A 15,540-nucleotide genomic window follows, 5' to 3' on the forward strand; every position below is an offset into this window, starting at 1 on the left:
CGTCTTCCGTGTGATTCAGGAGCCCGTGGTCAGCGGGTCCGATGTGTGGTTCGTCTGCACGCGCGCACGGCGCAGCGTCAACACGAATAATGCACCGCCGTCCTGCGCGTTGCGCGCCACCAGCGTGCCGCCGCAATCGCGCGCGATCGACGACGAGATCGCGAGGCCGAGCCCCAGCCCGTGGCCCATTTCCTTGGTGGTGAAGAACGGTTCGAACAGATGCGGCAGGACCTCGTCGGGAATGCCGGGGCCGTTATCGCTCACGGCGAACGACAGATTCGCATCGGCGACTTCGATCTCGATCGAAATGCGCGGCGGGTGCACGTCGGCGGTTGCATCGAGCGCGTTGCCGAGCAGGTTGATCAACACCTGTTCGAGCCGCAGATCGTCGCAATGCGCGATCAGTTCAGGATGATCGTCGGCGAGATTCAGCGGCGTGCGCATGCCACTGTGCGCATCGAGCAAAGCAAATTCGACCTCGACGCCCTGCAAGCGCTTTTGCAACAGCGCGACGACATTGCGCAACGCCCGCACGATCGGCGCGCGCGCACTGCGTGGCCGCGCGCGTCCGACGAACAGTTTCAACTGATTGGTGATCTTGCCCATGCGCTCCGTGAGCGCGGCGATCGCCTCGAGATTTTCGCGCGCCGACGCCTGGTCGCCGCGCTCGAGTAGCACACGCGTGTTGTCCGAGAAACCGCGCAGCGCGGCGAGCGGCTGATTCAGTTCGTGCGTGATACCGGCGGCCATCTGACCGAGCGCGGCGAGCTTGCTCGCCTGGATGAGCTCGTCGTGCGCGGCGCGCAACTCCTGCTCGGCGCGCGTGCGTTCGGCCACTTCCTTCTGCAACTGTTCGTTCGCCTGAGAAAGATCCGCGGTGCGCTCGGCCACTCGCCGGTTCAGTTCGGCATAGGCTTTTTGCAGAAGCGCGCGGCTGCGCATCACCTCGCGCACGCGCGCCCGGCGCATTCTCCAGTAGAACGCGAGCAACACCAGCGACACGTAGCCGAAGGCGGTCACGATGGTCGCCTTGCGCGCGTCGGCGTCGACCGGATCGACGGGCGACAGGGTGATCAGATGCCAGTCCGGCTCGCCCATGCCACGCCGCGACGCCAGATAACGCGGAGCGTAGCGGCCGCCGCCAATGCGCACGATCTGCGCGTTGCCTTCGAGTGTGCGTTCGATCGACACCGGCAGCGCCGCGATCGGTTGCTGCGCGTATTGACGCGCCTGGTAGATCGAATCGGCGATGGGCCCCGACAGCGGCCGGATCGTATGGTATTTCCATGCCGGCACCGACGACAGAAAGATCACGCCGTGGTCGTCGGTCACGACGAGCGGCTCAGACGCATCCGCGCCCTGAAACCATTCGAGGTCGAGTTTGACGACCGCCACGCCGACGATCTTGCCCTCGCGCCGCACCGGCTGCGAGATGTAGTAGCCCGGCGCCTGCGAGATCGTGCCGATGCCGAAGAAGCGGCCCACGCTGCCTTTGACCGCATCGAGAAAATACGGCCGGAATTGATAGCCCGCGCCGACGAAGCTGCCCGGCCCGCGCCAGTTGCTCGCCGCGACGCAGAAGCCGTCGAGCGGAATGATGTAGGTGACCGTGGCGCGCGCGTGGCGGTTCAGATCTTCAAGATAAACATTGGCGCGCGCGACATTGGCCGGAGTGGGACTAACCAGCACGTCCTGCACGATGGGATGTTCGGCCAGCAGATAAGGCAGCGATTCGTAGCGTTCGAGCGTGCTCTTCAGCGCGCTGGTCGTACGGTCGACCCGTACCGAGGCGTTGCGCCGCAAATGGTCGATGCCGCTTTGCCACGCGATGCTGTACGTGAGCCCGCACGCCACCACGAGCCCGGCGACGAGCGCGAAGAAGATCAGCAGGCGTCGCGTCACGTTGGCAATATCCGATCGATGAGGATCGTTTATTGTGGCATAAGGCGACGCGTCGTCGGCGCTAGCCTCGTCGGCCGACGGCGCGGGAGTCTGGCCGGCGGGCACCGGATTCATACGCTGGTGTCCGCGGCCGGGAGGGTTGCGTTACAAGACGTTGCCGATGCGCGGCTTAAACGCCGGCCGGCTCTTTGACGGTCACGTCGCCACGCAAGGCGGCGTTCAGCTTGTTGCGGTCCAGTTCCTTTTCCCATGCCGACACCACCACCGTCGCCACGCCGTTGCCAACGATGTTCGTCAGCGCGCGGCATTCGCTCATGAAGCGGTCGATACCGAGAATCAGCACCATGCCCGACAGCGGAATGGTCGGCACCACGGCCAGCGTCGCGGCCAGCGTGATGAAGCCCGCGCCGGTCACGCCGCTCGCGCCCTTCGAGGTCAGCATCGTCACCGCCAGCAGCGTGAGCTGCTGCGTCCACGTGAGGTCGGTGTTGGTGGCTTGCGCGATGAACAGCACGGCCATCGTCATATAGATGTTGGTGCCGTCGAGGTTGAACGAATAACCGGTCGGCACCACGAGGCCCACCACCGAACGCGAGCAGCCGAGTTTTTCGAGCTTCAGCATCAGTTGCGGCAGCGCGGCTTCGGACGAGCTCGTGCCGAGCACGATCAGCATCTCTTCCTTGATGTACGCCACGAAGCGCAGGATGTTGAAGCCCACCGCACGCGCGATGATGCCGAGCACCACTACCACGAACACGATCGAGGTCAGATAGAACGTGCCGATCAGTTTCAGCATCGGCAGCAGCGAGCCGATACCGTACTTGCCGATCGTGAAGGCCATCGCGCCGAACGCGCCGATCGGCGCCAGCTTCGTAATGATCCGCACGATGCCGAACAGGATATGCGAGAGCCCGTCGATGAAGTTCGTCACGACCTTGCCCTTCTCGCCGGCCGTCGCGAGCACCGCACCGAACAGCAGCGCGATCAGCAGAATCTGCAGGATTTCACCCTGCGCGAATGCCGACGAGAGCGTGTCCGGAATGATGTGCATCAGGAAGTCGACCGTGGTCTGGCCGTGCGCCTTGGCGGCGTACGACGCGACCGACTTGCCGTCGAGAGTCGCCGGGTCGATGTTGAAGCCGACGCCCGGCTTCAGCACGTGCGTGGCGATCAGGCCGAGCACCAGCGCGAAGGTCGAGACGATTTCGAAGTACAGCAGCGCCTTGCCACCGACGCGCCCGACCTTCTTCATGTCTTCCATGCCGGCGATGCCCGTCACCACCGTACAGAAGATGATCGGCCCGATCACCATCTTGATCAGCTTGATGAAGCCGTCGCCGAGCGGCTTCATGTCGACGGCTAAATTCGGGTAGAAATGCCCGAGCGCGATGCCGATGATGATCGCCACGATCACCTGGACGTACAGCACTTTGTGGATAGGTTTCTTCACGATGGTTCCTGCGATGTGGATGAGCTCAATGGCCTGCCACGCTGCGCATCATGCGAACGAATAGTCGTCACGCCTGTGCACGGCATTAGGCCGCGACAAGACGACGAATTCAGAAATACCGGGAAGGGAAATCGGACATCGTTGTCTCCTTGCTTTAGTTGTCGGACCGTTGCGGCCGCGGCTTCTATTTCGCAAGGTCGATGCCAGCTTGATGCCGGGCTCGACGCCTTGATTCTTATGGGTTTTCTGGCGCTTCATCAAATGTGCCGTCCGGGATTCCGGAAATCCGGACAAGGGCTGTCGGGGAATCCGGAATCCATTGTGGCGGCAGCCTCGGGATAACCCGTAGGCTTTATACGGCGTGCGTTGCCGGAAGCAAGCGCCGCCTGACTCGTATCGTTTAGACGCTACCCTCTTCCAGCACCAGCAGATTCTCGTGCGAGAAACCGAGCGACACCGGCTGCCCGCGTTCGGGCAAACCGCGATTCGGGTCGTTGAATATGTCGAGCGAAATCACGGCGTCTTTCACGCGGGTTCGGATGCGCACTACGGCGCCGAGGAAATTCACTTCTTCGACGGTGGCGTTCAACGTATTGCGGCCGGGCGCGGCCGGCTCCAGCACGATAGCTTCGGGCCGCAGCGCGAGCAGGCGCTTCTTGCCCGCATCGTTCGACGGCAACTCCTGCGTGGTGGTCAGCTCCTGGCCGTCCACGATCATCTTGCCGGTCGCCGGATCGACCACATGTCCGGCCAGGATATTCAGCGTGCCGACGAACGACGCAACGAAGCGTGTGCGCGGAAAGTTGTAGATCTCCGAGGGCGTGCCGATCTGTTCGACGCGGCCCTCGTTCATCACGACGATGCGGTCGGAAATCGACAGCGCCTCTTCCTGGTCGTGCGTGACGAAAATCGACGTGATGCCCAGTTCGCGTTGCAACGCGCGAATGTCCTGGCGCAACGAGATGCGAATCTTGGCGTCGAGTGCGGAGAGCGGTTCGTCGAGCAGCAACACCTGCGGCTTGCCGGCGAGCGCGCGCGCGAGCGCCACGCGCTGCTGCTGGCCGCCGGACAATTGCCACGGATAACGCCCGCCGAGATGCGGCAGCTTGATCAGTTGCAGCATCTCCTCCACGCGCTGACTGATCTCCGCCTGCGGCCGATGCGTGATCTTCAGTCCGAAGCCGATGTTCTCGGCCACCGTCATGTTCGGAAACAGCGCATACGACTGGAACACCATGCCGACCTTGCGTTGCCGCGTGCGAAGGTGCGTGACGTCCTTGTTGTCGAGCCGGATGATGCCGCGCGTCGGCGTCTCGAAGCCCGCGATCATGCGCAGCACCGTCGTCTTGCCGCAGCCGGACGGTCCGAGGAAAGTAATGAATTCGCCGCGTTCGATCTGCATGTCGAAGTGATGCAGCGCAATGTTCGCCCCGAAGGACTTATGCAGATTTTCGATCTCAAGAAATGCCATGATTCGCCGCCTCAGTCCGTCAAACTCATTGGTCACACTTTCTGGCCGCTCATCGCGCGGGCCGAGCCGAATACCTGAATCAATCCCATCGACGCCCACGTGATCACGAACGCGATGATCGCGAGCGCCGACGGCTCGTACGCGCGGTTCGCACCGATCAATTGCAGGTACGGACCGAACGCGGGACGGTCGAGCAGGCTCGCCAGCGTGAACTCGCCGATCACCACCGCAAAGGTGAGAAACGCGCCGGACAGAATGCCCGAGCGGATGTTCGGGAAGATCACCTTGAAGAGAATCGTCGGCCAGTTCGCGCCGAGACATTCGGCGGCTTCGGTGAGCGAGCGCACGTCGACCGCGCGCAGACCGGCATCGACGGCGCGGTACATGTACGGCAGCGAGAGCGTCACATAGCCGAACACCAGCAGCAGATCGGTGGCGCGCTCGTTGCTGGTGAGCGGCAGAATCGAACTGCTGTTATAGATGCGCAGATAACCGAACACGATCACAATCGCCGGCACCACCAGCGGCAACAGCGTGATGAATTCGACCAGCGGCCGCAGCTTCGGCAAGCGCAACTGCACCCAGTACGCGGTCGGTACAACCAGCAACACGCCGACGACGATCGTCAGCAGCGCCATCAGAATCGAGTAGCCGAACGAGGCCTGAAAGCGCGGATCGCCGAGCACGACGCTGTACGCTTCGAAGCTATAGGTGCCGCGCTTCATGCGCAGGCTGAACTCGAATGTCGCGATCAACGGAATGAGAAAGTACAGCGAACCGACGATCATCGCGGTCCACGCACCCACACGCGATTGGCTTTTCATCGACGTCCCCTTTCAGCGCGCGAGCGCAGCCAGATGTAGCCGCCATTCGAAAGGCCGGTGACAAGCACCATGCCGAGCGCGAGTGCATAGCCGAGATTCTGGTTGTGCATCACGTCGCCGCGAATCTGCGCGTACAACAGGATCGTCACGATGTTCAGCGAACTGCCGGTCAGCGCATAGGCCGTGGCGACCGCGCCGAACGAATTGGCGAACAGCAGCAGCGCGGCGCCGAGCACGCTCGGCCACAGCACCGGCAGCGCGACGTAGCGCCAGTATTGATATGCGGTGCCGCCGAGGCAATCGCAGGCCTCGCGCCATTCGCGCTTCAGGCCGTCGAGCGCGGGCGTGACGATCAGCACCATCAACGGAATCTGGAAATACAGATAGGTCAGCGTCAGACCGGAAAAGCTCAGGATGCTGAAGCCGGTCGAGTACAGATTGAAGCCGAGGTATTTCTTCAGCAGCACGGTGACGAGCCCGACCCGCCCCAACGTGCAGATGAAAGCGAACGCGAGCGGCACGCCGGCAAAGTTCGACGCGACGCCCGAAAACGTCATCAAGGTCGGACGAATCCATCCGGGCAATTTGCCCTGCACCGCCGCCCATGCGAGCAGCGAGCCGATCACCGCGCCGCCGATCGAGGAGGCGGCGCTCACCTTGAAGCTGATCCAGTACGCGTCCATCACGGTCGGCTGGAGCAGGTCGCGGAAATTGGCGAGCGTGAAATGGCCTTGCGAATCCTGGAACGCGCCGACCATCAGGAAGCCGGTCGGCAGAATCAGGAACAGCAGCGCGAACGTAAAGAACGGCACCACGCCGATCCAGGCGAGCAACGACGACGCGCGGCTTGGACCGTTGACGCGAGGCGTTGGGGTGGGCACAGGCGGAACCAGCAATTCCGGCTGCACCGATCCAGCATCCGATGAAGCGCTCATAGCTCACCCTTGAGGCAATCTGGCAAACGCACCCGGCGCGCAGCGCTCATCACGAGCGGCGGCGCGCCGGGGCGACAAAACTTCAGGCTTCGGTTCGGCGTCGCGGCGCGCGTGCTGCGTTGCCGCCGCGACTCACGCTATGCCGCTTACTTGACGTTCGCGCCGACCGCTTCGTCCCAGTGCTTCGTGATGGTGTCCTTGTACGCGTCCTGTTGCGAGAGCGTCGGGAACACCACGTTCTTGTAAGCCGACGGCGGCGGCAGCTTGTCGAGCAGCGCTTGCGGCACTTTCTTGCCGCTCACCAGTTCGTTGTAGCGCATCGGATGGCAGTAACCCTTCAGCCAGCCGATCTGGCCTTCGTCGGAGTACAGATACTCCATCCACAGCTTGGCTGCGTTCGGATGCGGGGCGTAGGCGCTGATCGCCTGAACATACACGCCGGCGACCACGCCCGTTTTCGGTACCACCACTTCCACCTTCGGATTGCCCTTCAGTGTGTCGCGGTCGGCCAGCGCGTTGTAGTCCCAACGCACGATGATCGGCGTAGTACCTTGCGCGAGCGATGCGGCCTTGCCGATCACCGGCACGAAGTTGCCGCTCTTGTTCAGGTTGGCGAAATACGTGAGGCCGGCCTGTCCGGCTTTGCTCGCATCGCCCTTGCTTTGCGACAGACCGGCGGCGTACACGGCTTGAATCGCCTGGTTGGCCGAGCGCGGGTCGCCGGCCAGCGAGACAGCGTTCTTATAGTCCGGCTTGAGCAGGTCGCTCCAGTCCGACGGCGCCTTGTCGATCATGTCGGCGTTGACTTCGAACGCGAGCACGCCGTAGTAATCGCCATACCAATAGCCGTCGGCATCCTTCGACTCTTTCGGAATCGAGTTCCACGTGGCGACCTTGTACGGCTGCAGCAGACCTTCCGCCTTCGCCGACGGACCGAACGACAGACCCACGTCGATCACATCGGGCGCCTGCGGACCCTTGTTGCCCTTGTTCGCCTTGATGGCTTCGATTTCATCGCCCGAACCCGCGTCCGGATTCAATTCGTTGATCTTGATGCCGTACTTCTTCTGAAAGCCGGCCACCAGTTCACCGTAATTGCACCAGTCGTGCGGCAGCGCGATCACGGTGAGTTGGCCTTCCTGCTTGGCGGCGGCGATCAGTGCGTCGAGCGGCGCGGCCGAAGCGCTGCTGCTGACGCCGGCGGCGGTGACACCCGCAACGGCCGACATCGAAAGTATGCGAGCTAACGCGGTGCGGTTCATAGTCTTTCCCCATCCTCTGCCGAAATTGCTACGTTTGGAAAATTTCTAATTCGAGCTTCGGGGCGCGTCGTGCACTCCTGCACTTGCGCGCCCGCGCCATGTTCAGGCCGGATTGGCCGGCGCCGAGAACATGTCGGGTCGCAGTGTATCGATGCGATCTGTACAAATCATGTCGACGCCCCATTGCGCGAGCAGTTGCGCGCGCGCCGTGTCGTTGACCGTGTAGGCGAGCACGCGCAGGCCGGCGCAGTGAATCTCCGCAACCAGCCGCTCCGTGAGATAGCGTTGGTTCGCGTGAAAGGACACGCAGTCCAGTTCACGCACGATGCGCAGCCAGTCGTCAGGCACCTCGTCGAACAGCATGCCGCGTTGCACCGACGGCGCGGCGTCGCGCGCCGCGGCCAGCGCCTCGAACGAAAACGACGACAGCAACGGCGGCGTCTGGCCTTGCCATAACGTCAGCGCGCCGCTTGCCACCAAAGTGCCGGTGATCTCGTCGCGGCCCGGACACGGTTTGATTTCGATGTTGGCGGCGATGCCGTCGCGCGCGCAACGCTCGGCCGCCTCGGCGAGCGTCGGCAAACGCGTGCCGGCGAACTGCGGTCCGTACCAGGCGCCGGCGTCGAGCGTTGCCAGTTGCTGCCATGTGTGTTCGGCGGCGGCGCCGTGGCCGTTGGTGGTGCGCTCGAGCGTGTCGTCGTGCAGCAGGAAGAGTTGGTTGTCGGCGGATAGCTTGGCGTCGAATTCGACCATGCGGTAGCCGTAGCGCACGCAGGCGTCGAAACCGGCTAGCGTGTTTTCCGGCGCCAGCGTGCCGCCACAGCGATGCGCAGCCAGTCGCGGATAAGGCCAGTCTGCGGATAAGGTGCGATTAATCCCGTTTCCCACGTCTCGTTACCTTTCAGATAGAGCGGGTTGACTATGCTCTCGACACGTTCCCGGCCATCACTGCTGCCTCGGCCATCATGATCCAGCGCGGCCTCATGCTGTCTCCACGCGCGAGCCCGTGCGTAGTATCGCGCTAAGGCGAGCGCGGCGATACCCGGGCGTACGCTGCATGTTCTCATCGCGCCGCACACTGCAATGTCATTGTCAGGATGACGAAGCGTGGGGCCATCCCACAGCGCGAAACATCACCGGCCTATCGCCCGGACGGCAAACCCCAAGAGCCATTATGGCGGCGGCACGGGTCAATCAAATTGCCAAAAACGCCGCGAAATGCTCGGAACCGGACATTTCAATTCCTTTTCGAACATTTGATGTTCGAAATAGACTCGGCGCTTCGATCTGCGAAGGCTAAGTTGAAATACACAAACTTGCAAGCTGCCAAAAAAATACAACACAATTCGGCTAAAGTAGTACGCTTGACATCCTCCGGACACACATTCGTGACCACGATGTCGCAGTTAAATACAAGCTGAATCAACGCGCGTACGCATCCAGGGAAAAATGCATGTGGCAGGAAGACCGGCATCAAAGAATTCGCGCGTTGCTGTCCACGCTGCAACGTGTGTCCACGGAACGGATCATGGCGGATCTCGGGGTGTCGCGCGAAACCGTGCGGCGCGACCTGCTCGATCTCGAAGCGCTAGGTGAACTGCGGCGTGTGCACGGCGGCGCGATCAAGCCCGCCGACGAAGCGCCGATCGCCGAACGCGCCCATATGCGTGTCAAATCCAAAACGGCAATTGCGAAGGCGGCTACGCGTTTGATCGCGAGCGGACAGACGCTTTTCATCGACGCCGGCACCACCACCGCCGCGCTAGCCGAAGAACTGGCGAAACTCGCGAACCTCACCATCGTCACCAATTCGATCGATGTCGCGTTGAAGATGCGCGGCGCGGTCGATCAAACCGAAGCCGCCAACGAAGTCATTCTGCTCGGCGGCTCGATCAGCGACCGCGCCATGGCGACCACCGGCGCCACCACCGTGCTCGACATCCAGCGCTATCGCGCGGACCTCGCGCTGCTGTCGCCGGTCGGCATTGATCACCGGCATGGCGCGACCAACTACGATCACGCCGAAACCGAAGTCGCGCGCGCCATGGTCGCCAACGCGGACCGCGTGGTGATCCTCGCCGACTACAGCAAGATCGGCCAGCGCAGCCGTATCTCGTACTGCCCGGTCGAGCGGATCGACGTGCTCGTCACCAACAAAAAGGCGGCCGAAGCCGCCGAGTTTGCATCGCTGAAAAAGAAGCTCGAAGAGATCGTGCTCGCTTAGGGCTCGGGCCTTAGGTCAGAAGACTCGAGGTCTATTCCTTAACATGCATCGTGTCCAGCGAACGCTTGCGCAAGCGGGTGTCGTGCAACGCGCCGGCTGCGTCGAGTACCGGATAGGCGGTCGAGCAGAACAACGAGTTGAGCCGCTTCATGTCGCTGATCAGATCGAGATGCAGCGCACTGGTTTCGATGCTTCGCAAGGTCTGTCCGGTGAGCCGGTCCAGATGCCGGTATGAATACGCGCGCTCCAGATCACGAAAGCGCTCCTTCTCCGCGAGCAGGCGCTCGGCACAACGCAGATCGTTGTTCAGAAAAACCGACAAGCCAAGCTGCAAATTGCTGACGAGCCGCGTCTGCAAGTCGTCCAGTTCACCCAGCCCTTCCTCCGAAAACGACAGACGGTGGGCGATCTTCTTTTCCTCGATGTCGCGCACGATCCGCTCGATGATGTCGCCCGCATGCTCCAGGTTGATCGTCAATGAAATGATGTCGGTCCAGCGGCGGCTGTCGGCTTCGTCGAGTTGCTCGCGCGAGATCAGCGTCAGATAGGTTTTGACGGCGGCGTAGAGCTCGTCCACGTCGTCGTCCATGCGCGCCGTTTCGCGCGCTTTGTCCAGATTGTTGTTATGGATCAGGTCCGCGACGTTGTCGAGCATAGTGCGCACAATGTCGCCGATCCGCAGCACCTCGCGTGCGGCATGCGCGAGCGCAAGCGTCGGCGTGGACAGCGCCGCGGTATCCAGATGGAGCGGCCGCAGCTCGCCATTCGGCATCGGCCGGTCGGGCAAGATGCGCACACAGACGCGCGCCACCGGATCGATCAGCGAGAGGCACGCGCAGCAACGCAGCGTGTTGTAGATCAGATGGAAGCCGACCGTGGCTTCACGCGGATTCGCGATCAGCACCGGCAGACCGCGCGCGAGCAGCGTAGTGAACGGCAGGATCAGCAGCGCGCCGGCCAGCTTGAACGCAAAGCTGCCCAACGCGAGACGCCGCGCCGCCGCATTTTGTGCGACGGTGCCAAGGAGCGCGAGCAAGCCGCTGCCAAGATTAGCGCCGATCACGAGGCACAGGGCGACCTTCAGCGAAATCACGCCGGACGAGGCGAGCGTCGCGGTCAGCAACACCGCGGCAAGGCTCGAATAGGACAGCATGGCGAACGCGGCGCCGACCAATGCGTCGAGCATGGTGTCGCCAGTCAGTGCACCGAACATCACGCGCACGCCGGCGCCTTGCATCATCGGCTGAGCAGCTTCGACGATCAGACGCAGCGCCAGCAGAATCAAGCCGAGGCCGATCAACGTTCGGCCGGCCTGGCCGAGACGGGTTTGCTTTCGCGAAAGGAACAGCGGCACGCCGAGCAGAATCAGGATCGGCGACAACCAGGACAGATCGAGTGTGAGGATCCGCGCCATCAACGCGGTGCCGACGTCGGCGCCGAGCATGATCGCGAGACCACTGGTGAGCGGCAATAGTCCCTGCGCCGCGAACGACGTGACGATCACCGCAGTGGCATTACTGCTTTGCACGAGACTCGTGACGCCAACACCCGAGAGGAAAGCTCGCCAGCGGCTACTGGTGCTGCGCCCCAACACGCTGCGCAGGTCAGCGCCGAGGACTCGCAGGATGCCGGTGCGCACAATGTGCGAACCCCACACGAGGAGCGCCACACCGGCCAGAAGGTTTAGGAGAATCAACATAAGGCACTGCGCATCCGTTCCTGCTGCCATGACCCGAACCGCATGCCGCGCGAACCGGCACCCGGGGCGTATGACAGTAGTGTTGCACATTTTTGCCTTATTGTAATTTTGTGCTTTTAAATATAGGCTCGTGTCAAGCTGTGGATGGCTGTATGCCGGCTCTTGGTCAGTCGTACGGGGAGTTCGACCACTCGACCGCTCGCCCACTTAATCACGAGGACTCTGGATGAGCCGCAACCTTGCGCTGTTCGACCTGGATCACACGTTGCTGCCGCTGGATAGCGATCAGGCGTGGGCCCACTTCATTGCGGGATTGGGTATAGAAGGCGCCGCGCGGCACGCGCAGGAAATCGACGATTACTACCGGCAATATGTGGCCGGCACGCTCGACATGGCTGCTTACCTGAACTACACGCTCGCGCCGCTTGCCCGCCACTCGCGCGAGCAGCTCGACACGTGGCATACGCAGTTCATGCAGCAGGTGATTGCGCCCGCGATCCTGCCGGCAGCGCGTGCGCTCGTACAACGTCATCTGGATGCGGGCGACCTGTGCTGCATCGTTACCGCCACTAATGTGTTCATCACGGAGCCGATCGGCAAGGCGCTCGGCTTCGAGCATCTGCTTGGAATCGAGCTTGGCACCGAAGGCGGCGATCCGTTGGCGCGCTTTACGGGAATGGCTGTCGGCACACCGACCTTTCGCGAAGGCAAGATCACGCGCACCGAGAGTTGGCTGGCCTCGCTCGGGCATCGTCTGCAGGATTTCCCGCAGAGCTGGTTCTATAGCGATTCGATCAACGACGTCCCGTTGCTGGAGCGCGTTACGAATCCGGTTGCGACCAATCCTGACGCGCGGCTGCGGGCCATCGCCACGGAACGCGGCTGGCCGGTGATTGAACTGTTTGCCTGAGTCTTGACCTGAGCCTGAGCCGCCGCGCTACGCGCGCCCTTTCCAGGGCACGAGCCGCCGTTCCAGCGCACGCATACCGAGATCGAAGAGCCACGCGATCAGCCCGATCAACACGATGCCCATCACCACCACGTCGGTGCGTAGAAAGCTCGATGCGTTCAACACCATCTGACCCAGCCCCGCAGTGGCCGCAACCATTTCGGCGGCGACCAGCGTAGTCCAGCCGAAGCCGATCGCGATGCGCAGGCCGGTCAGAATCTCCGGCAACGCCGCAGGCAAAACCACGTGCCGCACGATCTGCGAGAAGCGGCCACCCAGCGAATACGCCGCATGAATCTGCTCGATGGTCGCGCTGCGCACGCCGGCGCGCGCGGCCATGGCAATAGGTGCGAAGCAGGCCAGATAGATCACGACGATCTTCGCCGTTTCGTCGATGCCGAACCAGATCACCACAAGCGGCAGATACGCGAGCGGCGGCAGCGGTCGATAGAACTCGAGCGGCGGATCGAGAAGGCCGCGCGCGACCCGGCTCACTCCCATCAGAATGCCGACCGGCACGGCCGTGACCGCAGCCAGAGCAAACGCGCCGAACACACGCAAGGCGCTCCACGCGAGATGCTCGGAGAGCGGCAAGCCGCCTTGAATGCGGCCGTGCCACGCGTCGAGAAATGCGCTCCACACCGCTTCCGGTGTCGGCAGAAAGAGCGGCGGCAACCAGTGCAGATGTGTGGCAAGCCACCACAACGCCGCGAGCGTCGTGACCGAGACCGCGCTAAGCGCCGCGCTCGGACCTTCGCCCGGCAAACGCCAGCCGCGCACGGGCCGCACGGCCCGCTGCGGCCGCTTGCCGGCCTGGGCGAGCGGCACCTTGCCCAAAGATTCCCGCGAAGCCGTCACGACAGCACCTCTTCCTGATTGCGCTCATGCAGCCGATGCACCAGCCGCTCGCGCCATTCGATGAAATCCGCCGACGACTTCACCGCACGTGCGTCGCGTGTCTGTAGAAAACGCCGCGCGAACGGCAAGTCGTAGCTATCGGCGATGCGGCCCGGGCCCGGCGTCATGACGACGAGACGGGTCGCGAGAAAAAGCGCCTCCTCGACGCTGTGCGTGATGAAGAACACCGTTTTGCGCGTGCGGCCCCAGACATCGAGTACGAGTTCCTGCATCGACTCGCGCGTCATGGCGTCGAGCGCGCCCATCGGTTCGTCCATCAGCAGCACGTGCGGATCGCTTGCGAGTGCACGGGCGATACCCACACGCTGCTGCATGCCGCCCGACAACTCATAGACCCGCGAGCGCGCATGCTTCTCAAGCCCGACGAGCTTCAGCATCTCGAACGCAATGCGCTCGCGCTCCGCCTTCGGCACGCGCTGAAAGCGCAAACCGAGCGCAACGTTGTCGAGCACGTCGAGCCACGGCATCAACGCGTACTTCTGGAACACGACGCCACGGTCCGCGCCCGGCCCGAGCACGGGCTCGCCGTTCAGCCGCACCTCGCCTTCCGTCGGCGGGATGAAGCCGGCAATGCAATTGAGCAAGGTCGTCTTGCCGCAGCCCGACGCGCCCAGCGCGACCACGAACTCGCCGGGTTCGATACGCAGATCGACATCGGCCAGCGCGACATGTGGCGCCGCGCCGCGCGCGCCTTCGTAGGCGACGTGCAGTCGCCGGATTTCAAGACCGCTCATCGCCGCACCTCATGATGTCGATAGGAGACAGCGCGCGACGATCAATGCGCCGCGCGTTGCACGAACTGCGGATCGACGCCGGTCGAGTAGTCGGCCAGCACGTTCTGGATCGTGCCTTGGGTCTTAAGAAACGCCGCGGTGGCGGCCAGCGACTTCGCCGCCCCCGATTGCGCGCCGCCGCCAAGCCATGCATTCGAAGCCTGTTGGGCCGGCGTCGGGAACGCGTACAACGCGAGGCTCGCCGGCACTTCCTGCGCGTTCGCGCCGGACTCTTTGGCGACCGCCTCGACCTGCGGCGACGCTGCCGTCCATGCCGACGTGTGATCGCGGTAATTCGCGTCCGTCGCGGCCAGCACCTTCACGAAGCGCGCGACGAACTCGGCGTTCTGACTGGCGAACTTGCGATCGACGATGAAACCGTCGAAGGTCGCCTTGCCGGTCTGCTGCGCAACCTGCCCCGAGGTGATGAGCACCTTGCCGTTCTTCTTGACCTTGGCGAGCACCGGGTCCCAGATATACGTCGCGTCGATGTCGCCGCGCTCCCACGCCGCCGCGACTTCAGGCGGACGCAAGTTGACGATCTTGACATCGGACGTATTCACGCCGGCGCTCTGCAACGCGACCAGCGTGTGAAAGTGCGACGTCGACACGAACGGCACGCCGATCTTCTTGCCTTTGAGACCGGCGACGCTCGTTACATTGGAGCCGTCGCGTGCGACCAGCGCTTCGGCGTCGTTGATATTGTCGAGAATCCAGAACAGCGAAATATCCACGCCTTGCGACAAACCCGCGGCGATCGGACTCGAACCGGCTTCACCAAGTTGCACCGAGCCGGACGCAAGCGCGCGGATCACGTCGGCGCCGCTGCCGAGTTTGCGATAGGTGACCTTGTAGCCGGTGGCTTTCTCCACTTCGCCGGTGGCCTGCGCGTAGCGCCACGGCACCACCATGTCCTGATACGCGATCACGACTTCTTTGGTGTCGGCGTGCGCCGTGGAAACAAACGACGCGGACAGTGCAAGCAGCGTAGCGAACGCGGCAAGCGGACGGCGGAAGCGGTTCATCGGAAAGCCCCTTGAGCAGGTGTTGTTCGGGAGGCTTTCGACTATAGGCAGTTTGTTCGCGGCCGGTTCTAATTAATCCGCGATTGCTAATCACGCTGTTCGAGCATT

The 15,540-nt window shown here is 62.9% G+C and carries 13 protein-coding genes; 2 read left to right on the plus strand and 11 right to left on the minus strand.

Features of this window, described 5'->3' with window-relative positions:
* Positions 1-15: 15 nt before the first annotated feature.
* From ACQKRQ_RS09685 to ugpQ, 7 genes are all read right to left on the minus strand, one after another.
* Positions 16-2,016, minus strand: coding sequence for a sensor histidine kinase (locus tag ACQKRQ_RS09685; RefSeq protein ID WP_427476617.1), 2,001 nt, complete (start codon positions 2,014-2,016; stop codon positions 16-18).
* Between the two features lie 55 nt (positions 2,017-2,071).
* Entirely contained in the window at positions 2,072-3,352 is a 1,281-nt protein-coding gene (locus ACQKRQ_RS09690) for a dicarboxylate/amino acid:cation symporter (RefSeq protein WP_132376214.1), read from the minus strand.
* A gap of 400 nt (positions 3,353-3,752) precedes the next feature.
* Positions 3,753-4,823 carry an ABC transporter ATP-binding protein gene (locus ACQKRQ_RS09695; RefSeq protein WP_408181180.1) on the minus strand — a complete coding sequence of 357 codons (1,071 nt, stop codon included), beginning with the start codon at positions 4,821-4,823 and terminating at the stop codon, positions 3,753-3,755.
* Between the two features lie 32 nt (positions 4,824-4,855).
* Complete coding sequence (locus ACQKRQ_RS09700) at positions 4,856-5,647, minus strand: ABC transporter permease (RefSeq protein ID WP_427476620.1); 792 nt, start codon at positions 5,645-5,647, stop codon at positions 4,856-4,858.
* Positions 5,644-6,582 (minus strand): ABC transporter permease, encoded by a 939-nt coding sequence (locus tag ACQKRQ_RS09705; RefSeq protein WP_132376216.1) that lies wholly within the window; start codon positions 6,580-6,582, stop codon positions 5,644-5,646. Before ACQKRQ_RS09705 ends, ACQKRQ_RS09700 begins: the two co-directional genes overlap by 4 nt.
* Before the next feature lie 146 nt (positions 6,583-6,728).
* Positions 6,729-7,844 carry an ABC transporter substrate-binding protein gene (locus ACQKRQ_RS09710; RefSeq protein WP_132376217.1) on the minus strand — a complete coding sequence of 372 codons (1,116 nt, stop codon included), beginning with the start codon at positions 7,842-7,844 and terminating at the stop codon, positions 6,729-6,731.
* A gap of 102 nt (positions 7,845-7,946) precedes the next feature.
* The gene (gene ugpQ / locus ACQKRQ_RS09715; RefSeq protein WP_408181177.1) at positions 7,947-8,732 is read right to left on the minus strand and encodes a glycerophosphodiester phosphodiesterase; all 786 of its coding nucleotides are present in this window, start codon (positions 8,730-8,732) and stop codon (positions 7,947-7,949) included.
* A 565-nt stretch (positions 8,733-9,297) separates the two neighbouring features.
* Between ugpQ and ACQKRQ_RS09720 the strand changes: the two genes are divergently transcribed.
* A complete protein-coding gene (locus ACQKRQ_RS09720; RefSeq protein WP_408181176.1) occupies positions 9,298-10,068 on the plus strand; it encodes a DeoR/GlpR family DNA-binding transcription regulator in 771 nt (256 codons plus the stop codon).
* Positions 10,069-10,099: 31 nt separating this feature from the next.
* Here the strand turns inward: ACQKRQ_RS09720 and ACQKRQ_RS09725 are convergent, their stop codons facing one another.
* Complete coding sequence (locus tag ACQKRQ_RS09725; RefSeq protein ID WP_427476623.1) at positions 10,100-11,767, minus strand: Na/Pi cotransporter family protein; 1,668 nt, start codon at positions 11,765-11,767, stop codon at positions 10,100-10,102.
* A gap of 226 nt (positions 11,768-11,993) precedes the next feature.
* Between ACQKRQ_RS09725 and ACQKRQ_RS09730 the strand changes: the two genes are divergently transcribed.
* Positions 11,994-12,677, plus strand: coding sequence for an HAD family hydrolase (locus ACQKRQ_RS09730; RefSeq protein ID WP_132376221.1), 684 nt, complete (start codon positions 11,994-11,996; stop codon positions 12,675-12,677).
* Positions 12,678-12,704: 27 nt separating this feature from the next.
* Here ACQKRQ_RS09730 and ACQKRQ_RS09735 read toward each other — a convergent pair whose 3' ends face one another.
* The 3 genes from ACQKRQ_RS09735 to tauA are packed head-to-tail and all read right to left on the minus strand — an operon-like array spanning position 12,705 to position 15,432.
* A complete protein-coding gene (locus ACQKRQ_RS09735; RefSeq protein ID WP_427477164.1) occupies positions 12,705-13,544 on the minus strand; it encodes an ABC transporter permease subunit in 840 nt (279 codons plus the stop codon).
* A 26-nt stretch (positions 13,545-13,570) separates the two neighbouring features.
* Positions 13,571-14,368: a taurine ABC transporter ATP-binding protein gene (locus tag ACQKRQ_RS09740; RefSeq protein ID WP_408431822.1), complete on the minus strand. Its 798-nt coding sequence runs from the start codon at positions 14,366-14,368 to the stop codon at positions 13,571-13,573.
* Between the two features lie 41 nt (positions 14,369-14,409).
* Positions 14,410-15,432, minus strand: a complete 1,023-nt coding sequence (gene tauA / locus ACQKRQ_RS09745) for a taurine ABC transporter substrate-binding protein (protein WP_427476626.1) — start codon at positions 15,430-15,432, stop codon at positions 14,410-14,412.
* Between the last annotated feature and the right edge of the window lie 108 nt (positions 15,433-15,540).

Origin of the sequence: Paraburkholderia sp. NPDC080076, from assembly GCF_050281145.1 — a bacterium.
Classification (GTDB): Bacteria; Pseudomonadota; Gammaproteobacteria; order Burkholderiales; family Burkholderiaceae; genus Paraburkholderia.